This window comes from Paenibacillus nitricinens, from assembly GCF_052056485.1.
In the GTDB taxonomy this organism is placed as follows: domain Bacteria; phylum Bacillota; class Bacilli; order Paenibacillales; family Paenibacillaceae; genus Paenibacillus_AQ; species Paenibacillus_AQ nitricinens.
Window position 1 is genome coordinate 2,929,402 of the sequence record NZ_CP183948.1, and the last position, 23,419, is coordinate 2,952,820.

21 protein-coding genes are annotated in these 23,419 nt (G+C 45.8%); 11 read left to right on the forward strand and 10 right to left on the reverse strand.

Translation table 11 applies throughout. The annotated features are described in order from the left end of the window. Window positions 1-270 precede the first annotated feature (270 nt). Window positions 271-1,422 carry an MFS transporter gene (locus ACN6KS_RS12870; protein WP_440962397.1) on the forward strand — a complete coding sequence of 384 codons (1,152 nt, stop codon included), beginning with the start codon at window positions 271-273 and terminating at the stop codon, window positions 1,420-1,422. Between the two features lie 163 nt (window positions 1,423-1,585). On the opposite strand, the gene ACN6KS_RS12875 is transcribed toward ACN6KS_RS12870, so the two are convergent. After that, window positions 1,586-3,076 (reverse strand): 4-hydroxyphenylacetate 3-hydroxylase family protein, encoded by a 1,491-nt coding sequence (locus tag ACN6KS_RS12875; protein WP_440962140.1) that lies wholly within the window; start codon window positions 3,074-3,076, stop codon window positions 1,586-1,588. Between the two features lie 215 nt (window positions 3,077-3,291). Here ACN6KS_RS12875 and ACN6KS_RS12880 point away from each other — a divergent pair, with 215 nt between their 5' ends. From ACN6KS_RS12880 to ACN6KS_RS12915, 8 genes are all read left to right on the forward strand, one after another. Next, the gene (locus ACN6KS_RS12880) at window positions 3,292-3,669 is read left to right on the forward strand and encodes a BlaI/MecI/CopY family transcriptional regulator (RefSeq protein WP_440962141.1); all 378 of its coding nucleotides are present in this window, start codon (window positions 3,292-3,294) and stop codon (window positions 3,667-3,669) included. A gap of 5 nt (window positions 3,670-3,674) precedes the next feature. After that, window positions 3,675-5,912 (forward strand): M56 family metallopeptidase, encoded by a 2,238-nt coding sequence (locus ACN6KS_RS12885; protein ID WP_440962142.1) that lies wholly within the window; start codon window positions 3,675-3,677, stop codon window positions 5,910-5,912. Window positions 5,913-6,148: 236 nt separating this feature from the next. Continuing rightward, window positions 6,149-6,478: a PadR family transcriptional regulator gene (locus ACN6KS_RS12890; RefSeq protein WP_042187640.1), complete on the forward strand. Its 330-nt coding sequence runs from the start codon at window positions 6,149-6,151 to the stop codon at window positions 6,476-6,478. Then, window positions 6,471-6,824, forward strand: a complete 354-nt coding sequence (locus ACN6KS_RS12895; protein ID WP_082651129.1) for a DUF1048 domain-containing protein — start codon at window positions 6,471-6,473, stop codon at window positions 6,822-6,824. Before ACN6KS_RS12890 ends, ACN6KS_RS12895 begins: the two co-directional genes overlap by 8 nt. Window positions 6,825-6,835: 11 nt before the next feature. Beyond that, window positions 6,836-7,780: an ATP-binding cassette domain-containing protein gene (locus ACN6KS_RS12900; protein WP_440962143.1), complete on the forward strand. Its 945-nt coding sequence runs from the start codon at window positions 6,836-6,838 to the stop codon at window positions 7,778-7,780. Then, window positions 7,777-8,541, forward strand: coding sequence for an ABC transporter permease (locus ACN6KS_RS12905; RefSeq protein ID WP_440962144.1), 765 nt, complete (start codon window positions 7,777-7,779; stop codon window positions 8,539-8,541). Before ACN6KS_RS12900 ends, ACN6KS_RS12905 begins: the two co-directional genes overlap by 4 nt. A 234-nt stretch (window positions 8,542-8,775) precedes the next feature. After that, complete coding sequence (locus tag ACN6KS_RS12910) at window positions 8,776-10,035, forward strand: MFS transporter (RefSeq protein WP_440962145.1); 1,260 nt, start codon at window positions 8,776-8,778, stop codon at window positions 10,033-10,035. Between the two features lie 58 nt (window positions 10,036-10,093). Then, complete coding sequence (locus ACN6KS_RS12915) at window positions 10,094-10,279, forward strand: hypothetical protein (protein ID WP_280786001.1); 186 nt, start codon at window positions 10,094-10,096, stop codon at window positions 10,277-10,279. 23 nt (window positions 10,280-10,302) lie between these two features. Here the strand turns inward: ACN6KS_RS12915 and ACN6KS_RS12920 are convergent, their stop codons facing one another. After that, a complete protein-coding gene (locus ACN6KS_RS12920) occupies window positions 10,303-12,579 on the reverse strand; it encodes a preprotein translocase subunit SecA (protein WP_440962146.1) in 2,277 nt (758 codons plus the stop codon). A gap of 335 nt (window positions 12,580-12,914) precedes the next feature. Here ACN6KS_RS12920 and ACN6KS_RS12925 point away from each other — a divergent pair, with 335 nt between their 5' ends. Next, window positions 12,915-13,925 carry a phosphotransferase enzyme family protein gene (locus ACN6KS_RS12925; protein ID WP_440962147.1) on the forward strand — a complete coding sequence of 337 codons (1,011 nt, stop codon included), beginning with the start codon at window positions 12,915-12,917 and terminating at the stop codon, window positions 13,923-13,925. On the opposite strand, the gene ACN6KS_RS12930 is transcribed toward ACN6KS_RS12925, so the two are convergent. The 5 genes from ACN6KS_RS12930 to ACN6KS_RS12950 all read right to left on the reverse strand — a co-directional run bounded on the left by ACN6KS_RS12930 (window position 13,920) and on the right by ACN6KS_RS12950 (window position 19,498). Beyond that, entirely contained in the window at window positions 13,920-15,308 is a 1,389-nt protein-coding gene (locus tag ACN6KS_RS12930; RefSeq protein ID WP_440962148.1) for a cryptochrome/photolyase family protein, read from the reverse strand. The genes ACN6KS_RS12925 and ACN6KS_RS12930 overlap by 6 nt on opposite strands. A gap of 272 nt (window positions 15,309-15,580) precedes the next feature. Then, on the reverse strand, window positions 15,581-16,663 hold the full coding sequence (locus ACN6KS_RS12935; protein ID WP_341134604.1) for a hypothetical protein: 1,083 nt from the start codon (window positions 16,661-16,663) through the stop codon (window positions 15,581-15,583). 57 nt (window positions 16,664-16,720) lie between these two features. Then, window positions 16,721-18,124, reverse strand: coding sequence for a sensor histidine kinase (locus ACN6KS_RS12940; protein WP_094873770.1), 1,404 nt, complete (start codon window positions 18,122-18,124; stop codon window positions 16,721-16,723). Between the two features lie 2 nt (window positions 18,125-18,126). Further along, the gene (locus tag ACN6KS_RS12945) at window positions 18,127-18,786 is read right to left on the reverse strand and encodes a response regulator transcription factor (RefSeq protein WP_094873769.1); all 660 of its coding nucleotides are present in this window, start codon (window positions 18,784-18,786) and stop codon (window positions 18,127-18,129) included. 493 nt (window positions 18,787-19,279) lie between these two features. Then, complete coding sequence (locus tag ACN6KS_RS12950) at window positions 19,280-19,498, reverse strand: hypothetical protein (RefSeq protein ID WP_440962149.1); 219 nt, start codon at window positions 19,496-19,498, stop codon at window positions 19,280-19,282. 713 nt (window positions 19,499-20,211) lie between these two features. On the opposite strand from ACN6KS_RS12950, the gene ACN6KS_RS12955 reads away from it, so the two are divergent. Next, window positions 20,212-20,895, forward strand: coding sequence for a hypothetical protein (locus ACN6KS_RS12955; protein WP_440962150.1), 684 nt, complete (start codon window positions 20,212-20,214; stop codon window positions 20,893-20,895). A gap of 688 nt (window positions 20,896-21,583) precedes the next feature. Here the strand turns inward: ACN6KS_RS12955 and ACN6KS_RS12960 are convergent. From ACN6KS_RS12960 to ACN6KS_RS12970, 3 genes are all read right to left on the reverse strand, one after another. Further along, a complete protein-coding gene (locus tag ACN6KS_RS12960; protein ID WP_440962151.1) occupies window positions 21,584-22,420 on the reverse strand; it encodes a sulfurtransferase in 837 nt (278 codons plus the stop codon). Window positions 22,421-22,518: 98 nt separating this feature from the next. Next, on the reverse strand, window positions 22,519-22,890 hold the full coding sequence (locus tag ACN6KS_RS12965; RefSeq protein ID WP_440962152.1) for a hypothetical protein: 372 nt from the start codon (window positions 22,888-22,890) through the stop codon (window positions 22,519-22,521). A gap of 131 nt (window positions 22,891-23,021) precedes the next feature. Further along, entirely contained in the window at window positions 23,022-23,393 is a 372-nt protein-coding gene (locus tag ACN6KS_RS12970) for a hypothetical protein (RefSeq protein ID WP_094874334.1), read from the reverse strand. Window positions 23,394-23,419: the final 26 nt, after the last annotated feature.

A 23,419-nucleotide genomic window follows, 5' to 3' on the forward strand; every position in this document is an offset into this window, starting at 1 on the left:
GAAATGGGTTTTTAAATCGTCTGTATCTAATTTTTTGTTGTTCTATAAGCTAATCTCTTGACAGTTATCTTTTTTTAGAGTTATATTTGTCAAATATATTTACGTACTGATCGGTATGTAATTTATGAATCTGATAAAAGTCAATCTCAGGAGGCGTTAATTTTGGGGGAATCTGTTGAGGAATCGAAAGCTATTATAGTGGATCAAACAGACAAAAAAGCTAAAAAAGTACAAGGAGGGCTTAGAGCGTCGGAACCAGTTCCTGTATCAATAATATCTCGTAGTGTGGCACTTTTATTTTCCGTCGCTTGCGGAATAGTTGTTGCTAACATATATTATGCGCAACCTTTACTGGACGCTATTTCGAACGAGTTTGGTATTTCTCATTCATTCGTTGGACTTGTTATTACAATTACTCAAATTTTTTATGCACTTGGACTGTTGCTACTAGTGCCTTTGGGTGATTTATTAAATCGGCGTTGGCTGATCGCTGGACAGATGCTGCTGTCCGTATTGGCTTTAATTGTCGTTGGTACTGCCACCAGCAGTATAGTGTTATTAATAGGTATAGCAGCGGTTGGGTTTCTTGCCGTAGTGACACAGACGCTTGTTGCGTTCGCGGCAACTTTGGCTGCTCCTGCCGAACGTGGGCGTGTCGTTGGTGTTGTGACAAGTGGAATCGTCATTGGTATTCTACTGGCGCGAACTTTCGCTGGCGTATTAATGGATTTAGCAGGTTGGCGTTCTGTCTACCTTGTTTCCGCGGTATTAACACTAATTATGGCATGTGTATTGTTTCGGGTGCTGCCACATTATGAGCACACAAGAAAATCATTATCTTACCTACAGTTGATTCGTTCAATGTTTACGTTGTTTGCTCAGGAACGAACTCTTAGAATCCGTGCTGCACTAGGTATGATGATTTTTACCGCTTTCAGTATATTATGGACGTCTTTAGTATTACCTCTCAGCGCCCCGCCGTTTTCTCTTTCACATACTGCGATTGGAGCGTTTGGTCTCGCAGGGGTTGCAGGCGCGTTAGCAGCAGCGCGAGCAGGTCACCTTGCTGATCGAAGTTTAGGGCAGAGGACTACCGGTGTAGCCTTGATTCTTTTGCTCATATCATGGTTGCCAATAAGTTATGTTCAGCATTCACTTCTTGCATTAATCGTAGGTATTATCCTACTTGATCTTGCAGTACAAGCCGTACATGTCACCAATCAGAGCATGATCCTTACTTTGCGACCTGAGGCACGCAGCAGGCTTACTGCCGGTTACATGATTTTCTATTCCATTGGCAGCGCCACTGGGTCGATCGCATCTACCAGTATCTATGTTTACTTTGGCTGGAACGGAGTGAGTTTGTTAGGTGCAATTGTGAGTGCTCTGGCTCTTCTTTTTTGGTCATTAACAAAGGAGTAACTGAAGGGATGAGTATTCGTGCTGAAAAATTGTAACACTGATCTCTTATAATTAGGTGCGATTTCTAAGTCTTAACGCTCCAGCCAGGGCTATAGTATTTCATGTCACCTGGCCGTGGGAGCAATTCGAAAAGTTTAATTCATCATAAAAAATAACAAAAAGCTCAATTAGAAACTACATCTGTTGTTGAATTAGGGAGAGGGTCTTCTGGTGAAATAAATTCGTGAATGATTTGACGGAAGTATCCGTGATTATCATAGCTATTGTACATACGCCAGGCCATTGTTTCTGAATTTCCAAAAAATAACCGCTCAAATTGGGTTTGGCGGCCACCGAATGCACCAGCTCCCAGTTCCCATGAGACCCGGAATAAGGCATTTCGGTACCGAGCATCCGAGACATTACCCTTTAAATACTGATAGAGGTATGAACCGGCACTTGAACTGAAGTCCGATTCCGAGGTGATCATAATAAGACCGCTTGAGCTGAGATTTTGAACCATTTCAACCATCTTTGGATAAAACTCTGTAAAGTGAATGGTTGAAGCTAGGAGGGGGCCTTTATCAGGTACGAGATATCCAAATTTGTCATGAGCTGCCCCGATTTCGGAAGCGAGCCTTAACGCTTTGAAGGTCTCTAGATACATTATTACTTTGGAAATCGGTACAATCGTGTAGGGTTCAAGGACAGCATTTTGTTCTTCTGCCAAAGATTCTAGCACACCGAGAAAGAACTCCGTTTTAGCAATATAGCGGGTGATGATTTGGTGACCAATATGGGTATGAAAGTGACTCTCACCGAACAATCGGGAACAGTAATTCTCATCCCCGTAATAAAAGATACGATCATGTGGGATAAGCACACGGTCGAATATAACAAGCGTATCCATTTCTTCGTACCTTGAACTTAATGGATGGTCGTAGGTGGAAGTGGCTGCATAGCTTTCGCGGCAAAAAAAAGTGATCCCCGGCAGATCATTAGGTACTGCAAAGGCAAACGCGAAGGGATTATCATCATCCACAAGGCAGGGGGAAGGCGTAGGAAATACTAGCATTTCATCGCATGTAGCCCCTTGTGTTGCCATCATAAAAGCACCGGTTACAACCATTCCTTCATCCTTGATTTCTACAACTTTAGCAGCTATAGAATCCTCTGTAGCATCAACCTGACCGGATATTTTACTTGCTTGAGGCTGGATGAATGCATGGGATAAAGTAATATCATGATCTCGGCAGTAGGCATAGTATTTCCTGAGGTTCTCAGCATATTTCGGATGAAGGTCCTCAAGGATATCGGCAGCAGTAAACAGAGACATGATTGCCGTATTCATATAATCTGGGGATCGTCCTAAAAAACCGTGATGTCTGTTTGACCAGAGTTCAATCATTTTTCTTCGGCGTTCTAAATCTTCAACACTTTTGGGCGGGAGAAAAGATAGACCAACAAGCTCTCCAGTATCAGGCGAAGGGTAGGTCATCTGCGCTAAATAACGTTCGTCACACTGCATGTTGTACATTTCGGCTTGTGTTTGTATGAGGCCTTGAAATGCAGGATGTTTGGATAAGGGCCCTTCGATACGCGTTCCTTTGTACCAGATATTGATATTTTGCCGGTCGATTCGTTCGATGTATTGATTACCATTTTTAATAGGCACATGTTCCACCTCATTGAAGAGCTGTATTATTATTTTTAATGTACGTAATCATAATTCTTCTTGTACATTGTCCATACACCGAGTCAGAGAAGGGGCCAACCTAACTAGTGATTCGTATTGTTACTTTAAGGTTGACATAAATGAGACTTACTTGTATATTTTTTACATTGGATTACAAGTGTAGTCATTTGGTGAAAAGAAAGGCGGATAGGATTATGTCTACGGAAATTCCAAAAATCTCAGATGCCGAGTGGGAAGTAATGAAGGTGCTGTGGACTGGAGCCCCGCGTACGGCAGGAGAGATTGTTGAAGCTCTTGTGGGCAGCCGGGACTGGAACCCAAAAACGGTGCGGACGCTGATTAAGCGTCTGACGGAGAAAGGGGCTATCGGTTACAACCAGACAGGAAGGGTGTATTCTTATTACCCACTGGTGCGGGAAGAGGAATGCGTCCAATACGAAACACAATCTTTTCTGAAGCGGATCTACGGTGGAACGCTGCGCCCGATGTTAGTCAACTTTTTACAGGATGAGAAGCTGTCCCGAGAAGATATTGAAGAATTGAAGAGAATTTTGGATGAGCGAAAGGACTGAGTCGCTTGCTGGAAGCTGCATACAATCTGTTGGTTAAGATATTGTCACTATCCGCTATGGCGAGCGTGCTGTCTTTGCTGATCCTGGCAACGCGTTTCTTGTTCAAGCATCGATTGAAACCGACCTGGACGTATCTTCTGTGGATGCCGCTGATCGTGAGATTAGCCGTCCCTTGGACCCCGGAAAGTACGTTCAGCATTTTTAATTTGTTGCCGCTGGAGACAGAATCAGTTCAGACTTTCAATATTCGTTCTGCGCAGCCGATTGTAGGTGATTTGTCTGTGTCTTCGATGGACATTCAAGCGGTAGATTCGTCCACGGTCGCTGAAAAAACAGGAACAGGAACTTCACAGCAAGCCGAGAAAACGGAGAGAATGACACCAATAACTGCGGAAATCTACGATCCATTTGAGATATCCAATGCACGTTGGACGCCGATGTATTTGCTGGTTCTGGTGTGGCTTAGCGGAGCAGTGGTAATGATGAGTCTGTCGGTTCGTGAACAGCTGCGATTCACGGCACGGGTTCGAGGGGAACCGGAGATTCGTTCCGCAGATATCCTGCGGTTGTTCGAAACGTGCCAACGAGAGATGAAGGTAAGGCGCCCAGTGAAGCTGGTTGAGACGAAGCAGATTGCCATGCCGACACTGCTTGGCGTTATGCACCCTAAGCTGCTGTTGCCGACATCCATGCTGCACACGCTGGAGGCGAACGAACTGCGTCATATATTTCTGCATGAGCTGGCGCATGTGAAACGTCGTGATATTTCGCTGAATCTGCTGACAGCACTGCTGCTGGCGCTGCATTGGTTCAATCCGTTGCTTTGGTATGCCGTTAGCCAAATGAAACGGGACCAAGAGGTCGCCTGTGATGCGCTGGCTTTAAAGCATATTGCATCGGAGCACCACAAAGACTACGCACGGACTCTTCTTAAACTATTGGAAACATTGACCGGTCCAATCCGAGTGGCTGGTGCAGCCTGCATTTCAAGCAGCAAGAAGGAAATGAAAAGAAGGATAACCATGATCACCAGGCATAAAAAAATCACTGCACAAAACACGGTGTTGGGGTTAGCAGTAATTATGGTCTTAAGTGGCTGTACCTTGACTGGGGCAAAGCTGAGTTCTACATCAGCCCCGGAGAAGAATGTTGTTATCCCGTCAGCTTCTCAGGTTAAAGATATACCTGCGATCGATCCCAAAGGAACCCTATTAGCGGAGAAAAACGGAATTACTATAACTGCAAAGCCCACGGCTGAGCATGCACTTTTGCATGAAGTCACGGTAGATGTACGTGGTGAAGTTAACAGAACGTTTTTATGGGATGCTGGTGAAGATGAAACGCGGCCTCCTTCCATTGAAGAAGCGGATCTTAACGGGGACGGTATTAAAGAAATCTTCATTCGTATTACTACCGGCACGGGAACAGGGCTCTCCATGAGTGAGATTCATGTGCTCCAGCCTGACACTCTGGAAGAGCTTGTGGTAGAGGACCCGGTCGAGGCGCTAAATCGGAGGCTGAAATCCTCTATTACACACCGGAATAACCACACCTACGTATCCGCTGAACTAGACGGAAAGCATTTGACTAAAGTGTATGATCACACTGAGGGAGCTTGGGGCAAGAAGATTGGTTTTGGCGCCGTAGTTTCGTATGAGTTGGAAGGAGATCGTATTGTAGCCCGGTTGGCAGGAGCAGCATCCATCTCTGAGTTTCCGCTTGAAGTTATTGTTATTTATGGCAAGGAACTTACCATTGAGAGCGCACAGATGTACTATGGCTCGTTTATTTCTCCTCCGCTCAGTGAACAGGATATTAAGTCCTTGCTGGATAAAAAGCTTCCAGCTAGCGGCTGGACCTTTGGTAAAGAAGGCGATCAATACAGGATTGATTTTATGGATCCACCGAATGGCGAAGGGGAAGGCCTTAGCTATAAAATTAATCCGCTAACTGGAACAGTTCATGATGTAACTTCTGGCAGTCCAGTGAGAAGCCTAGTGAATCGAGAAGCGGTAGATCTGTGGGACATATCTAACGGTAAGGAGTACCAGAAAGAGCTATATAGGTTACTTCAGCCAATATTTGATACAGAAGGCTTCGAGTCAACAGATGTGGATTGGATTTCCGGCTTTATTGGAGATGGTTATTTGTTCAGTAATGTTAGGCAAGGCGGCAGAGAGTTCACGATAAAAGTGGATGTCTTCACCGGTCAATGGGAAGAAATTGCTGACCCGTATAAATAGTTATGTCGATGTCGAAGAACCTCTTAACAATAAAGAAAGCCCGTGCCCAGCACGGGCTTTCTTTATTGTTACTGACTTAAAGCAAATGCTTTCCACTCACACCAAATCCAGCCCCTACTGCTGTTGTATTTATTTTATATTTTCAGCAATCCGCTTTTCCTCCTATTTACAATTCGGCTACTCGGTGATACTATATAGTGGTACTAAGCAATACAGAGTAGTATTGGAGGATTTTAATGGATAACCTAACAGAAATGCTGAAGGGAGTTTTGGAAGGCTGTGTACTTGAAATCATCAGCCGGAAAGAAACCTATGGGTATGAAATCGTAAAAACGCTAAATGCGCTCGGTTTCGAAGATGTTGTTGAAGGAACGGTCTACACCATCTTGATACGGTTAGAAAAAAATAAACTCGTCGATATCGAGAAAAAACCGTCCGAAATAGGACCACCAAGGAAATTTTATAGTCTAAATGAAGAGGGATGGCGGGAACTGTCCATGTTTTGGGAGAAATGGGGATATGTTTCGTCAAGACTTACTCAATTGAAGGAGGATAGCCGTGTATAAGAACATGCTCGCTAAATTTAAAGATTTACGTGAACAAAAAAAGGCTTACAAAGAGTGCGTAAAACGTTCAAAAGCGCTCCCAAATGATTACCGAGAAGTTTACAATATCGCATCGCGTTACATGCTGAACTTCTCATCAAACGATTCTAGTGTCATCAACCTGTTCCCCGAAATGCTCGACATGTTTGAGATGGGAGCTGCTGAAGGTCGAGATGTTCTGGAGATCGTAGGGAATGACGTAATGGCGTTCTGTGACGGGCTGCTCGAGGACGTTTCCGCTCAGACTTGGACAGGGAAAATGCGAGCGAAAATGAACGAGTCCATTCACAAAAAACTTGGAAGATAGGGGGGATTAGGATGACATCGAACAATTGGGCGATTGAAGTAATAGGCCTCAAAAAATCATATAAGAACGTGGATGTGTTGCGTGGGGTGGACTTCACCGTTCAGAAGGGTTCAACTTTTGCTCTTCTAGGGTCCAACGGTGCGGGTAAAACTACGATGATCAAAATTCTTGCCACCCTGCTCCAGCCCGACAACGGAAGCGCAAAGATTAATGGAGACGACGTAACTAAGCAACCGGAGCAAGTACGTAAGGAGATCAGCCTGACAGGACAAAGCGTCACAGCAGACTATATCCTGACCGGACGCGAGAATCTGCGAATGATGGCCAAACTCCGCCATTTGCCCGATCCTGACAAACAAGCCGAGGAGTTATTGCGTCGTTTTGACTTACTCGATGCCGCCGATCGCCGAATCTCCACGTATTCCGGAGGGATGTGTCGGCGCTTGGATTTGGCTATGAGCTTATTGGGTAACCCTTCGGTCATTTTTCTCGATGAGCCGACCACCGGACTTGACCCGCAAGCGCGTCTTGCTATGTGGGATATGATCAAGGATTTAGCGAGATCAGGTGTCACTGTTTTTCTAACTACGCAGTATTTAGAGGAAGCTGACCATCTAGCCGATCAAATCGCGATCTTACACGAAGGTCATATCGTGGCAAGCGGCAGTCCCGCGGAGCTTAAAAATAGATTGCCTAAGGGTCATATCGAGCTTCGATTCGACAATGAAACAATGTTAAATCAAGCACAAGATCTGTTAAAGGAATTTAACGCGACGGCAGATTCGAACAATCTCACGCTCTCCGTCATTACAGACGGAAGTACGAGACAGATGATGCGCCTGCTAACAAAAGCAGCGGAAGCTGACATAGAAATTGCCGAGTTTGCCCAGAAACTGCCCTCGCTTGAGGATGTTTTTCTCGCGATCGTCACTAGCAAAAAGGAGGACTCCCGATGAAATTCATTCATTTTCTAGGCGATACCGCCGTCATGAGTGGGCGTGTCATTCGCCATTCCACACGTAGCATCGACACGATTATTACCGTTATCGCTATGCCGATCATGATCATGCTGCTCTTTGTTTACATCTTTGGCGGAGCGATGAACACTGGTGATGTAAGTTATATCAATTATATTGTGCCCGGAATATTGCTCTTTTGCATTGCTAGTGGCGTGGCTTATTCTTCTCTTCGTATCAATAACGATCTCACGAAAGGCATATTCGAGCGTTTTCACTCCATGCCGATCGCAAAAGCCTCTATTCTAGGCGGTCATGTGGTTGCTTCATTAGTTTTTAACGTCATTTCATTGCTCGCCATTTTCCTTGTTGCCTTCGGAATGGGATTTCGGCCGAAAGCGGATGTGCTCGGTTGGATATTAGCCATTGGTATTTTGCTGCTTAGTATCCTTGCGTTTACTTGGATTGCCGTCACCTTCGGCTTGCTTGCTAAATCATTCGAAGGAGCAGGAGTGTTTTCTTACATTTTGATGTTACTTTTATTCGTTAGTTCTGCCTTTGCGCCGACTGACAGCATGCCTTCGGCTATCCGCGTATTCGCAGAATATCAGCCCATGACACCGCTTATTGAGAGCATTCGTTCTCTTTTACTCGGAGGAACGGCAGATAAAACTACGCTTGTGGCGGTATTATGGAGTTTAGCAATACTTGGGTTTTTCTGGGCTTCCGCTATGCGAGTGTATAAACGGAGATTGAAATAGACGTATAAAAGAGCCGGTGGCTTCTCGAAAGAGGGGGATACCGGCTCTTTGTGTACACAGGCTAATTTTAAGATGCTGGCTGAATGGTGGGGTGAATATTTCTGTGCTATTCTTGAAATGTGATTTATATAAAATTTTTGTACATAGAATTAGTAGTACCGGATTTGGTGATTATTTTCAATAAGCGAATGGGGAATGAATGATATTTTTTTAAAAATGGGGGAGTAAGTTATAGTGATACCAAACGAAGCACAAAACAAAAAACATTGGAAACGCGATATAATTATTTTTCTAAGTAGCCAAACATTGTCGTTATTCGGTTCTGCTTTAGTTCAATATGCAATTATGTGGTACGTTACGCTGACGACAAAATCAGGTATGATGATGACATTATTTATTATTTGTGGATTCATTCCTACCTTTTTATTATCACCTTTTGCAGGTGTATGGGCGGACCGTTTCAACCGGAAATATCTTATTATCATAGCAGACGCCATGATCGCCTTTGTCACACTGATTTTAGCCATTACATTTTTGCTTGGTTATGATGAAATATGGTTGTTGTTCGCCATTGCTGCAGTTCGTGCACTCGGAGCTGGAATTCAGTCGCCTGCAGTTGGGGCAATATTACCTCAAATCGTGCCAGAGGATAAGCTGACGAAGGTAAATGGGATCAATGGAAGTCTTCAAGCGCTTATGATGTTTGTTGCACCGATCGTAAGTGCGTCACTGCTTGCTATGGCAACCATCGAGGTTATTTTCTTTATCGATGTTGTCACAGCGGCGATAGCAATCTTTACATTATCTTTCTTTTTGAAAATACCGTTGCATAAAAAAGCGACTGATAAACAAACGACAAGCTATTTGGACGATTTTAAACAGGGTTTAAGTTATATTAAAAACCACAGCTTTCTCAAAACTTTTTTCATTTTTTTCGCCTTTTTCTTCGTATTGATGGCACCGGCAGCATTTTTAACACCGCTACAAGTGACACGCAGCTTTGGAGATGATTATTGGCGTTTAACTGCCATTGAAATTGCTTTTTCTATCGGTATGATGGCTGGCGGAGCTATTATTGCCTCATGGGGCGGCTTTGGAAACAAAGTATATACAATGACTTTCGCTAGCTTAATTATGGGTGTATGTACATTAGCTTTGGGTATTGTACCTGTTTTTTGGATCTACTTGGCTATGATGGCTGTATTCGGCGTAGCTATGCCCGTCTTTAATACGCCGACAACTGTAATGCTACAAGAGAAGGTAGATCCGGATTACATGGGGCGCATATTTGGAGTGTTCGGAATGATATCGACTTCCATGATGCCCATTGGAATGCTGATATTCGGTCCGCTTGCAGATATTATTGAGATTGAATGGCTCCTAATTGGAACAGGATTGTTTATTGTAATACTGTCCATTTTTTTCATACGTAACAAGCGTTTGGTTGAGGCCGGGATGCCGTTAATAAAGGAAGCATCACAAGAGCAGGAGTAGGGATTCGCTGTACCTGCGAGAATAAGGCGAACATGTGTAAATAAAAAGGAGCCCGACAATGACTTATTCACAGATGTGGAACAATTCAGAAAATGAAGCTGAAATTCTCTATTTGGAACAGCAGATTGTGGCCATCAAAAAAGAAATAATGCGAGCAAAAACCGCAGAACAACAGGAGATATTGGATCAAGCGCATCGCAAGCTGGCTGAATTGGAAGCGAAGCTGGATGAGCTAGAGGAGTAGGGGCTAACCGCCCCTTCGTGGCATCAATATTTTGACAGCTTGAATATCGGCCTCGCAACCGTACGAAGCCAATAAGCAAATACGGTCGTTCCGGTCCATGAGTTTCGCTTATTCTGTAGGTATTGATCGTTGATTATATAAGTCCGTGTGGAAGCGGGGCTTTTCAGACCGAACTTTTCCCACTCTGCCGGATCATTCGAACCTCCAAGCTTTTCAAGCATATTTTCCGACGCGATATTTATTTTAGAAGGAATTTGCTCGTAGGCTTCAGTGATTTGCGCATGAAATTCGTCGATAGGATTGCGGCTGGCAAGGCTCTCCAAGTGAATGCCTTCGCGAAGGTAAGAAACGTATGCAAGATGGTCAGCCCAGAATTCGTCGATATAAAAAAGCCGTACCCGCTGCTCCGCTGGACTCAACGGCAGCTCACCTTTCAAAATTCGGAGCCGCTCCGCGTATAAAATTCGCCTCTGATCCTCCACCATATCCGAATAACAATTCAGTTCCTTGTGGATATCGAAGTTTTGGCCCATAACAATACGCTGAGTACTGGTGATCTTGCTGCTGAGCGCCGTCTCTTCAAGCGCCTCATCCTGCCTGAGAGCGCGATCCGTTTTATGGATGCCGAAGCGAAGCAGTAACTCATCCTCCAAGCTTACATAAAAAACGGAAGCTCCAGGGTCACCTTGGCGGCCGGAACGTCCGCGCAACTGGTCATCGATCCGTACGCTTTCGTTCACATGGGTGCCAATCACGTACAACCCGCCCAGCTTAGCGACAGCTTCGGCTTGCATGGGGTTGCCGCCACCGAGCCGGATGTCAACGCCGCGTCCCGCCATATTCGTAGACACCGTCACGGCGCCGATTTCCCCTGCTTTGGCGATGATGTCGGCTTCTTCCGCGTCGTTTTTCGCATTCAGAACATGACATGGTACGCCATTAGCCGCTAGCGCCTCTGCCAGCATGGCAGACTCCTCGACGCTTGACGTACCAATGAGAATTGGACGCCCCGTCCTATGGACCGAGGAGATTTCTTGAACGAGTGCCTTAAGCTTGGCTTCTTTATGGTTATAAATCCGGTGCGGATGGTCGATCCGGATGTTTGAACGGTTCGGCGGGATTTGTACGACCTCCAGCGCATAAATATCTTTGAACTCCATTGCGGAAGCATGCGCGGTAGCCGTCATTCCGCAAATCTGCGGATACAGGCTGATAAAGTGTTGAATGGTGATCGTCCCGAGAATTTGTCCACTGGCTGTGGAGGACAGCCCCTCTTTAGCCGTAAGCGCGGCTTGCAGCCCGTCCGGCAAATACCGGTTCTCCGCCACTCGGCCGGTATATTCTTCGATCAGCTCGATTTTTCCGTCCCGGACGATATAATCGACGTCTTTCTTTAATAATGATTCCACATGCAGCGCGCAATTTAATGAAGTCAGCAAGTGGCTGTTATGGCTATCGTACAAATTGCCGCATCCCAGCAGCGATTCCGCTTGCGCAGCGCCTGTTTCATTTAAGTAAACGTTCCGCTGGAACTCGTCGAAGTCGTAATGCTCATCTCGTTTGAGCTGCCGAGCCACTTCTGCGAAACGAAAGCCATCGCTCCTGGAAGAGGGGGAATCGCCGCTGATGACTAGGGGCACCCGTGCTTCGTCGAGAAGCAGCGAATCCGCTTCGTCGACGATGACATAGTGGAAAGGACGATGTACGGTATCGGCTTCGTTTAATGCAATGGTATCACGCAAGTAATCGAATCCCGCTTCTTTGGCCGTAACATAGGTTATATCCTTGGCGTATGCTTCCTGTTTCTCGGACAGGCTCATGCCCGCTTGAACCGAGTTTACCGTTAATCCGAGGAAACGATAGATCGGGCCCATCCATTCCGCATCCCGCTTTGCTAAATAATCGTTAAAAGTCAGCACATGAATACCTTTGCCAGTCAGTGCATTTAGATATGCAGGCATAACAGCAGAAAGTGTTTTTCCTTCACCGGTATGCTGCTCGATCAAGAATCTCTCGTGCAGAGCGATGGCAGCCATGATCTGGACGTCGTAAGGATTTAATCCAAGCTTTCTCTTCGCTACCTCGCAAACTAACGCATAAGCAGCAATAAGCAGCTCATCCAAAGGTGTACCTGATTTTGCTTTTTTTTGTAACCGGAGGGATTCCGCTTGAAGCTGCCCATCGTCCCATTCTTCCAAATTCCGTTTTCTGATGAGCTCCACTTTGTCCTGATAAACTTTCAGCTTATTCTGGGTATCGCGGTCTTTGAATTTTTGCATCAATTTGACAGCTATATTCATAGAAATCTGAGCTCCCCTCGGTAGAAATACGCTTAGTTTTGAACAATATTTGCGCTGATCAGTTGATTAAGATGTCCTTGGATTCAATCTACCAAAATATTCTATTAAATGCAATTTGGACAAATCATGACTAGCATAATGTAAAATTTAAAACTCTAAGCATTCATCGCCATCTTATTTAAGTTGTTATTAGGTGGATGATTTCAATTCTCTAGCGGAAAAGTACAAGAGGTGCATACAGGCTCCTAAATCCGATTTAGGGGATTTGACACAGGCATACGCTGCTTTTACAATTGCCTATGAGTTGATAGACTTATGAGAGAGAGGCATACGCTGTGGAAACTATAGTAAGTCAAGCTTGGCCAAAATGGAGTGGAACGCTACAGAAGCGGAGCGGGGGTTGGAACAACACTACTTATTTTGTGGAAAATAACGGGAAACGCGCGGTCCTTCGAATATATGATACACATAAGGACAGAAACAAGATTGAGTTCGAGCATGCTGTGCTGGAGCAGCTTGGAACACGAGCTTTGCCTTTCAACGTACCTCTTCCCATTCTAACGACTACCGGTGAAACTATGATTCAGTTAAGGGAGAGTGGCAAATTCGCCTGCTTGTTCCGATATATCGATGGTGATTCACCTGTGGAGGAAGAGGTTTCCTACCTAGAATCCTTTGGAGCGGTGACTGGAGTTTTATCAGAAGTTCTATCAGTTATTGATCCCGGCCTTACTCCGGTGTACCGGCCATATTATGAATTGCGGACGTCTTATCCGTTATGCAGTCCGGAGGTGATCCGGGAGCTGTGCCTGAATCCGCCGGAACCTTTTACAGATCTGGGGGATCAACTGGTGATGCTCTACAGAGCTTATGTTACTATTACAGGTTCGCTGAATGAACTGGAGGGATTGCCTCACCAACTGGTACATGGTGACTTGAATGCCTCTAATCTGCTGGTACGTTTTGAAGACCCCGGACAGGTATCCTCGCTGCTTGATTTTGAGTTCTGTACCTATGATTTGCGGGTCATGGAGCCAGCAGTTATTCTATCTGGGCTGCTTGGGCATGTGGAGGAGAAGAAGAAGATTCGTGATTTCTGCCGGGGCTTCAGCCGCAGTATCCGCCTCACCCCAGCCGAAATCAGCGCCATTCCAGTGCTGATGCTGCTGAGAAAAATCGATGTCTTTCTTCATTTTGTCACCCGTTATCTGGAGGGTACCGATGAAACCCGGGTACTGCATGAGCAGACAAAGCTGCTGTCCGCAGATTTAATCCAGCTGTCTGCAGGAACAGCAGAAATTCTAGTGATATTGCAAGAAGAGCAGGGAAGTGCAAGCAGGCTATAGCTCACTTCCGCTATTAGGTTGCACCGCCGCTCCTTTGCTGTTCAGGATTTCTTTATACACCTCAATCGCCAGCGCCCGTGACTGCTTAAGATCAACGATAGCATTGGGTCTAGGCAGGTGGATAGCTTTATCGGACAAATCCGCAAGCTCCGGCAGCCAGGTGCGTATATAATCTCCGCTCGGGTCATGAGTCTGAGACTGGGTTACCGGATTCATGACCCTGAAGTAAGGGGAGGCATCGAATCCGAGCGAGGAGCTCCACAGCCAGCCGCCACGGTTCAGTACATTATCATAATCGCTCAGCTTCAGCCGGAAGTAACGCTCCCCGTAAATAAATGGACAGCCCAGATTTTTGGTAAGAAACATTGCGGTAATCATCCGCAGCCGGTTCGGCATCCATCCGGTTGTGTTCAGTTGGATCATTGCAGCATCAATTATCGGAATGCCAGTTCTTCCCAAAGACCAGGCCTCAAAGTATTTCGTACCAAGAATGCTCAAATCATACACCTTCTCATAACGGAAGAAATCTGCATCCAGCCGGGCCTGATACAGATAGAAATCCCGCCAGGCCAGCTGTCGCAACCATTCTTCCCTTCCGGTTTCTTCTTCCGCTATCCGAGTATACACAGTACGTACTGAAAGGGTACCCGTATTGAGGTGCCGGCTGATCCGGCTGGTGCCCTCCTGTGCATATCTGTCACGGCTCACAAGATAATCCTGTAAATGCAAGTTTATAAATTGCTCAAGCGTATCGTTTACATCCATCTTCTTTCCTGAGGGTGCTAACTCTTTAAGCTGAAGTGTAATCTCCTCTGGAATCTTGAAATCTTCAACAATCCTTTCGTCCAGCGTGGACGTTGACAACTGAGCCAAGGTCGAAGAATAGGGCGGACGAAACCGCTCTGTCATATAGCTGCGCCAGCGGCGGTAGAACGGTGTGAATACCTTGAAGGGTTCTCGCCGCCCGCACCAATCCATGAAATCTTCCAGATCGCAGAGCATGCTGTCGTGATAAATTTTGAAACGGATGCCGAGTGCAGATGACGTATCTTGCAGGCTCATATCTCTTTGTAAGGCATAGGGGGTGTAATCGGCGTGAACCATCAATTCCTGAATGGGGTAGGTTTCGTTCAGCCTCTTAACAATAATATCAGGCGCGCCATAAAGAATATGTAGCTGCTTGCCTTCAGTGGCGTACTCCTGCTGAAGTCTTGAGACCTGCGTCAGGAAGTTTACCCCGCTATGCTCAAGATAGCGTTGTTTGCGCAGCAGGAAGGGTTCCAGAATCAACACATGAAGGCTGCGAGAGCCAGAAGAACGTATGGCCTCAAAGGCTGGAAGATCACTAGTCCGAAGATCCTTGCGGTGAATGAAGAGAATCATTAAAAGTATTTCCTTTCTGTTATCTGAGAGAATAAACCGCTTGTCCATAATACGATAGATTTAAAGTTTTGGCGATGAACTGTCCCTACTGGAAGAATTGGAGTCAGGAGATTCGGATCATGGGCATTGCATTCACTCTGGAAAGTGTTATAACCATGATATACACCATAACTTAAGCACAAAAAGCCCGCGCCAAGACGCAGACTCTTTATGTTTATTCTTCCCCAATGGCTATGGGATTCCCCTTTACGAGATGAACCGCTAGGATGATCTTATTTGGCAGCTTCTTCATAGAGGAGGCAACGAAGACTCTTATCCGGGTAGCGTAACTCTGCAATATAGCTGCTACCGTCTTCGAGTAAAAGTTTGACGTCTACCATACCGCGACTATTATTTTTGTCGGTATCTATCAGGTATGCCATAGTGATTTTTTGGGTCTCTCCTTGTTTGTCTGTTACTATTTTTGTAGCCTCGTGAATCCAGGTCGCGTCCTTTTCAATGGCCTTGGCAGCTTCAGCACTGATCGGAGTTCTTTTCAGAGTGAAATTAGCGGCAGTCGTATCTACTACCGTCCGGGTAGGATAATCAACGATTACGGTATATTGCCAGAATTCCTTACCCTGTGCTCTTAAGGTGTCCGCTTTATAAGGAGCGAATGTAATCATCCATGATTTTCCATTAAACAATAATATTTCGTTTAAATTGGCGTATACTTCCAGCTTGGAGACGTCAGCACCAAATAGCTTCTTTACACTTGTAGTGGCAAGGGCGACGGCATCGGTCTGACTCAAATCTTTGGAGTCCAGCGGAGTTACAATGTTCCGTTTGGACATGGCATAGTCCATCCGGTAGTGCCAGTCAGTAGTTTCTAAGAGTTCCTCGTCAGTCAATGGTCGATTCGGATAAACGATCCTGTTTTTGTCCAAGTCCCAATAATGCTCTGCTTGTCCCGGCTTTAGCGGAAGTGGCTGCTTGGGACGGAGACCGTCATACAAATACTGGTCTTGCAATATCAGCCTCCGGTTCATTTCATCCTCGGTCATCGGCCTGCTCTCGGTGATCTCATTATCAGGCTTGTCCGCAAAATCATAAATTTGCTGCAATTCTTCTTGAGTCATCAACTGCTGCAGCTCTTTGTTCAGGTCGGATAACGTAGTTTTTACTTTTTCTGCTTCTACCTTTAATACAGGCGTCTTGCTGCTGCTCAAGATCTGCTTGCCCGTGTCCTGCACGACAGGAATGCTCTTGGCAACGCTGGTATTCACAAATCCTGGGACAATCATTGCGCTAACCACCAGTACGCTTCCAGAGAACAAGAGCACTGTGAGTGTAGTGGAAATCTTTCTGATGTTCATTAACTTAACCTCCATTAGGATTGGATGATGAATCTACCTAACCTTAATCCAAAGATGTTATAGAGTAGGAGGGCAGTTGTTATGAAGTTGTAAAAAGATACGCACGCAAGTCCCCATGCCAAGATCAGAGTCTAATGTTAACCTGGCCTGATGTGCTTCGGCAATTTGCCGGCATAAGGACAATCCCAGGCCTGCTCCGCCGTACTCGCGTGAACGCGCCTGGTCTCCCCGGTAGAACGGTTCAAATACACGGTTGGTTTGTTCTGCCGAGAGTCCGGCTCCTGTATCGCGGATTTCCAGCACAGCTTCTCCATTCAGCTCATAGGCCAGCATTTGGATCTCGCTACCCCGCTTGGAAGCATGAATCGCATTTTCAATTAGATTGACTAAACAAGAAGCCAGCAAATCTGCGTCTCCCCAAACAGTAGTGATCCTTTGGTGGACATGAAGTTGTATGTCTGCATCCTCTAATTTTGGGCGTTCCGTCTGTTGGACTGTTTGAAACAGTTCCGGAATGTCCACCTGCCGGAGTGCCAGCGGCTGATGCCGGAGGACAGACAAATCCAGCAGTTTGAAGGCCAAATTCTTGAGACGGAGGGTTTCGCTAAGAATATATCCGCCCGCCGTTTGCTGTTCTTCCTGGCCGATGTTGGCCGTGGTCAGAAATTCGGCGAACCCCTGCATACTGGTCAAAGGCGTGCGCAATTCATGGGCTAAATTATCCACCATCCGCTGTTTCTCTTCAGCCATCTCCGAGAGTTCGGTGACTCGCTGCTCCACAGCCTCTGCCATCCGGTTGAAGTTCAGGGCCAGTTCGCCAAATTCATCTCTACTGCGCAGCTGCACCCGTTTCGTATAGTCGCCTTCGGCGATCGTTTTGCTGGTCTCGGACAGGAGATTCAGCGGCTTACTTAGCTGCCGGATCAGCAGATACAACAGTAGCAGCAGAATTGGACCCGCAATCAAGTTAATCATTACAAAAAAGCGGTTCAGCTCCTGTTGTTTGGCGAAGAGCTCGCTGATATCACGCTGATAGACAAGCCGCATATGCTGGTAAGGAACAGGAAGCGGTGTGGAGAGCTGAATAGACCGGGCGCCTAAGGCTTCAGGCTCGCCGCTATTTCCCGAGCTTTGCTCCATGATGTTTTCATTTTGGGGAGGATAAATCATCAAGCCGTTCTCCCAGAGCTGCAAATAAATACCCTGCTTACGGTAGTAATCACCATAGGATTGGGAGACGCTGGCCAGGAGAATGGGAGTCAATGGGTTACCCCGTGCCTGAATAGAACTAAGGTTCTCATAGATATTGTTGACGATCAACAATTGTTCACTGGAGGCTCTCTGCGTCTCGCTATCTATGTTGAGCTGCCAGCTTTTCTTCATCACCATAATCACACTTACATCCAGGGTGATGACGAAGAGGGGGAGCACCGACAGTAGAATTTTATGCCAGAATCTCATGATTAACTCTGAACTTCCAGGCGATAGCCTAGTTTGAAAATGGTTTTGATCCGTTCTTCCCAGCCCAGTTTTTTGCGTAGCTGCCGGATGTGGACATCCACGGTGCGGGTGTCGCCTTCAAAATCATAGCCCCAGGCTAATTCCAGCAGCTTTTCCCTCGACAATGCAATGTTCCGGTTGCGGATTAATACCTCAAGCAGCTCGAATTCCCTAACGGTCAAATCAACTGGCGTCTGATCCACCAAAACCTGCCGTTCCAGATAACGCACCTCAACGTCATCGCAAATGAAGCTGGATGTGCCTTTTTCCCCCCTGCGCAGCACGACATTGATTCTTGCCAGCAGCTCAAGGATTTCAAAGGGTTTAATGATATAATCATCCGCGCCCAGCTCGAAGCCTTTGATGCGGTCAGCTAAAGAATTTTTGGCGGTGATCAATATCACTGGAATCTGAAAATGTGCAATCCGCTGCATAACTTCAAAACCATCCAGCTCTGGAAGCATAACGTCCAGCAGAATCAAATCCGTCTTCTCACGCTCCAGAATTTCCAAAACCTCCGGTCCACGGTAAGCCTTGTTATATGTATGTCCTACCAGCTTCAGATTCATTGTTATTAAATCACTGATCGCTCGTTCATCTTCTACTACCAATATATTTGCCATTCCGTATTTCTCCTCCTGTTCCCTTGCTGACTGAATGCTACTTCCCGTTATACACTATATACAACTAAAGGAAGAATTGTCTAGAAGTTTGGTAGTTTTATCCAGGAATAACATCTATCAGAATAGAATAGTATGTGGTCAAAAAAGAAAAAATGAATCCATACATTGCGAAACGTTACCCTAACAGAATTAACAAACTGTTGATTTCAAACCCATCTAAGAGATTCCAATGTAAGGTATATAGGCCAACCAACTCCAGCACCGCCAGCACATTCGCAGTCGTGACGCGCAGGAGCTAGCTCTGTACGCTAATGGTTTACTTGGCACAGACAAGGTCAACGTCATAAAGCGATATCCCCAGTTTGCTGGATCATACGAACGTAAGGATTTAAGAGCGTTTGCTTCGGAGGCCGGAGGCAAACGGATTGAACGTAAAAAGCCGCCCAAATTTCCCGGGCAGCCTTTCATATTCTTACGCGTGCGTCTTTTGAGATCAAGCCGTTTGCGCCTCATGTTTGCGAGTAGTTACAGTGTCTTCTTTTTCCGTGGACCCGTTGTCCTGACGCTTAACTGCTTCCTCGTCTCGAACCCCATTCAATTCATGTTCGTTCTGATGAAATTCCTTGAGTATATTCTGGTAAATATGAGCCTCTTGAAGGTTCAGTCCGTCGCGATTTTCTTTCAAAACCCAGTTCTCGACCGTTTTCTTCAAGATTTCGCTCCTCCGTTCCAGCAGTTCCGTATAACTCAATTTACTTCATCCTTTCCGGTTCATGGTTTCAAACGCCGGATGGACTTTTTTTACTTGTCAGTTCGTGCGTTTAGCATCACATCCGACGTAACGTTTACCATTATACAGAAAATCCTGGTCGAACCCAACGCGGACCAACCGTCATCAGATAGGGTGAGCACTACTCAGAATGGAACGGGAGTCCTCAGCGGACCGATTCGCAGAAGTGCGGCCGGATGCTCCGGGATGCTGACAGTTGCTTCTCTTTCATATAATCGTTTAACCAGATATCAAGCACACGCTTTTAACTCTAATCTTCCTCAAGAGCAAGCGTAATCCCCATAAGAATCCCAATCACTCTAATTTATTTCATACAGTTGTATATTCGTATATCCGGCCTTCTCCAGCGCTAATACAGACGGGTGCGGCGAGCTGATTTAAATGGAAATATGGTTTTCACTGGGCTTATTTATTTTATAGTTCACAGATTCTGGATCGCCTCTCAAACCTTCTTTATAGCCTTGTTTTGAATGATCCTGCCGATTTCCTATTGTGCATTCTAATGATAATGTGGCACACTATATATAGATAAAACCAAACGAGGCAAAGAATGCCCCGTCTCCTTTCCTTTTGGAATAGAGGCGGGGTTTTTTATGATTAGAAATATATTTCGTTGCAGAGCGAGGGGATAGGTAATGGGTTTCGAGAGGGAGCATAAGGAATGGTTATGTAATCATCTCAAACAAAGGAAGGGAGAGCGGCTCGATGCACTTAAACGCGGTCATGGTTACGGAAACCGCTTGTTTGTCGAGCGGGTGTGGTGGCCTCTTGCCGGACATTTTCACGGATTACATCCAGAATATGAAGTTAAGGACTGGCGCGGCAGATCCTATTTTGTGGATATTTTGTGGGAGATCGGAGCCTCGCGTATTGTATTTGAGATCATGGACTATGGCTCACATGGAACGGATCGTAGCAAATACCGGATGGACTTGAACCGCGGGCTTTTTCTACAGTCTCAAGACTGCACGGTGCTCTATATCTCGCTGGATGAGCTAAAAGAAAATCCATCCTTCATTCTCTCCGCGCTGCGGAATATTCTCTTTTCTTATTTGTTAGCAGAAAAGTCTGCGAAGCCAACCGCTGAGAAAGCCTATTCCAGAATCGAGCGCGATCTTATGCGGGCAGCCATCCGGCACCATCGTTTCCTTCGCCCGGCTGATGCCGCGAGAGAGCTGGAACTGCACACGATGACGATCATTAAATACTGCCGTCAGCTGGTGGATAAGGGTAAATTTCGCCCGGTGGCAAGAGGTTCATCTCAGCGGATCATTTACTATGAATATATTGGTACGCTACAAAGTCCAGATTTGATTTAAAGATGAAAGCCGTCGTGAGAATGTGTATGAAAAATCGAATACAATGTGCCGACGGTAGGTAAATGAGTCAAATATATGCGAAAAACCGAACACAATGTGCCGACGTTAGGTAAACGAGCCAAATGTATGCGAAAAACCGAACACAATGTGCCACCGGTAAGCTGAATGAGCTAAATGTATGCGAAAAACCGATAACAATGTGCCACCGGTAACGTAAAGAAAGCTGATGTATGCGAAAAAAAGAATACAATGTGCCACCGGTACCGTAAAGAAGGCAGATGTAGGCGAAAAACCGATCACAATGCGCCCCCGGCAACGTAAAGAAAGCAGATGTATACGAAAAACCGAATACAATGTGCCGCCGGCAACCTAAAGAAGGCAGATGTATGCGAAAAATCGAATATAATGTGCCACCGGTAACGTAAAGAAAGCAGATGTATGCGAAAAACCGAATACAATGTGCCGCCGGCAACGTAAAGAAGGCAGATGTATGCGAAAAACCGAATACAATGTGCCGCCGGCAACGTAAAGAAAGCAGATGTATGCGAAAAACCGATCACAATGTGCCGTCGGTACCATAAACGAGCCAAATATACGCGAAAAACCGAATACGATATTTTTCCAGTATGGTAAATGAGGCCTCTGATATCCAGGGAATCATAAGAACCCGCGCCGCGGGTTCTTTATTCTATTCTTCTCCTGTAACCACCGGATTCTCCTCATAAGAAATCCAATCGCTCCAACTCCCCGCATACAACTTCACATTCCTATACCCAGCTTTTCCAAACGCGAGCACATTCGGGCAGGCGCTTACGCCTGAACCGCAGTAGATGATAATCTCTTGCTCAGGATCGATGCCCTCATAATGCTCTTTCAGCACCTCCGTGGATTTCCAGCGCCCTTGCTCATCCAACACTTCTTTCCAGAACTTATTGATCGCCCCAGGAATATGCCCTGCCTTCGGATCAATTGGTTCTTCCAGCCCTTCATAACGACGGGACTCGCGGGAATCAATCAAAAGCGCGCCACCGTCGTTAACCACATTTTGCACATCTTCCATGCTAACAAGCATCTTCTTCTGAACATCAGCTTCATATTGACTCGGAATACGTACCGCTTGATGATCACTAACGGGGAACTTACCATTTTTCCAAGCAGAGTAGCCTTCATCCATTACAAACACACGCTCATGCCCCAAGTATTTAAGCATCCACCACAGACGGGAAGCGTAGGCACCACCTTGATCATCATAAGCTACAACAATACTATCTCTGTTAATGCCAACCTTGCTAAGAACGGTGATAAGCTTGGAGACCTCGGGCAGTGGATGGCGTCCACCGTGTTCGCTTACTGGAGCGGAGAGTTGTTCTTCTAGATGCAGATAGATTGCACCGGGAATATGATCTTCTGTATAGGCTTTACGCCCAGCTTCCGGATCCGTGAGTAGAAAACGGCAATCGACTATAACCAGTTCAGGTTCGTATAACCGAGCAAGCAGCCATCGGGGAGAAACGATTGGTTCCATAAAGATACCTTCTTTCTATTAATATGTATGGAGTCATTATAGCGGAAAATAAATGAGGACGCACCTTAAGCTTATCGCTTAACTACGTCCTTAAGTGATTAAATTAAACGATATCCTGAAGGCAAGCTACCAGTGCGCTGTATGGTGCGAACCTGCGCTGGAGTCAGCCGCTGATTGCTTGAAATGAGCGATTCGACATCTCCTCTACGGAGAAAGTCATCCAGTTCACGAATGCTGCGGTTACCACGCAGAATTACGAAATTGTCACGGAAGCGAGAACGATCGAACAGCACAAGCGTAGCGTTCGGATTCGTGGAGAAAAAGCGTAAGCTTTCTATTCCAGTAAGGATTGCATCAATATCTGCAATGCCTAGGTTGCCGCGATAGGTTTTGCGGAGTCCACGAAAGTTCTCCTCACTATATATTCTTAATCTGGGATAGATTACGGACGCTGCTTTTATGGTTACCATATTTTATCTCTCCTTGTTGGATTGACTTAGCAGGTAAATCTCCTGACTATTTGACCTCAGAAGATAACTTAGGAAAAAGGAGTAACCTGGGCAGTAGCTCCAGATTGCTCCTTTTTTGTTGAATGAAAATGTTAGATCAAGCGATATCCTGCAGGCAAAGTGCCGCTGCTGCGGATATTGCGAATCTGTTCGAGAGTTAATCTTTGATTCGTTGAAATAATGGATTCCACATCATTACCGGAAATGAAATCGTCCAAATCACGGATGCTGTGGTTTCCACGAAGTACACGGAAGTTCCCTCTAAACCGGGTTCTGGTGAACAATACCAATGTTGCATTGCTGCTAGTAGAGAAGAATCGAAGACTCTCAATACCATCTAGAATGTTGTCCGTATTACGAATGCCAAGGTTGCCGGTATAGATTCTACTGCTACCCCTAAAGTTTTCTTCATCGTAAACGGTCAAACGTGGGTAAGTCTGGGATACATGAACTTCTTTTTTCATTTGTCATTCCTCCTTTGTTATCTAAT

Excerpts from the sequence above, each read along its gene's own strand:
- ACN6KS_RS12970 (WP_094874334.1), bottom strand. The coding sequence starts at position 23,393 with ATGAAAAAAGAAGTTCATGTATCCCAGACTTACCCACGTTTGACCGTT.
- ACN6KS_RS12935 (WP_341134604.1), bottom strand. The coding sequence starts at position 16,663 with ATGAACATCAGAAAGATTTCCACTACACTCACAGTGCTCTTGTTCTCT.
- ACN6KS_RS12960 (WP_440962151.1), bottom strand. The coding sequence starts at position 22,420 with ATGGAACCAATCGTTTCTCCCCGATGGCTGCTTGCTCGGTTATACGAA.
- ACN6KS_RS12955 (WP_440962150.1), top strand. The coding sequence starts at position 20,212 with ATGGGTTTCGAGAGGGAGCATAAGGAATGGTTATGTAATCATCTCAAA.
- ACN6KS_RS12890 (WP_042187640.1), top strand. The coding sequence starts at position 6,149 with ATGGATAACCTAACAGAAATGCTGAAGGGAGTTTTGGAAGGCTGTGTA.
- ACN6KS_RS12965 (WP_440962152.1), bottom strand. The coding sequence starts at position 22,890 with ATGGTAACCATAAAAGCAGCGTCCGTAATCTATCCCAGATTAAGAATA.
- ACN6KS_RS12930 (WP_440962148.1), bottom strand. The coding sequence starts at position 15,308 with ATGATTCTCTTCATTCACCGCAAGGATCTTCGGACTAGTGATCTTCCA.
- ACN6KS_RS12915 (WP_280786001.1), top strand. The coding sequence starts at position 10,094 with ATGACTTATTCACAGATGTGGAACAATTCAGAAAATGAAGCTGAAATT.
- ACN6KS_RS12945 (WP_094873769.1), bottom strand. The coding sequence starts at position 18,786 with ATGGCAAATATATTGGTAGTAGAAGATGAACGAGCGATCAGTGATTTA.
- ACN6KS_RS12940 (WP_094873770.1), bottom strand. The coding sequence starts at position 18,124 with ATGAGATTCTGGCATAAAATTCTACTGTCGGTGCTCCCCCTCTTCGTC.
- ACN6KS_RS12900 (WP_440962143.1), top strand. The coding sequence starts at position 6,836 with ATGACATCGAACAATTGGGCGATTGAAGTAATAGGCCTCAAAAAATCA.
- ACN6KS_RS12905 (WP_440962144.1), top strand. The coding sequence starts at position 7,777 with ATGAAATTCATTCATTTTCTAGGCGATACCGCCGTCATGAGTGGGCGT.
- ACN6KS_RS12920 (WP_440962146.1), bottom strand. The coding sequence starts at position 12,579 with ATGAATATAGCTGTCAAATTGATGCAAAAATTCAAAGACCGCGATACC.
- ACN6KS_RS12880 (WP_440962141.1), top strand. The coding sequence starts at position 3,292 with ATGTCTACGGAAATTCCAAAAATCTCAGATGCCGAGTGGGAAGTAATG.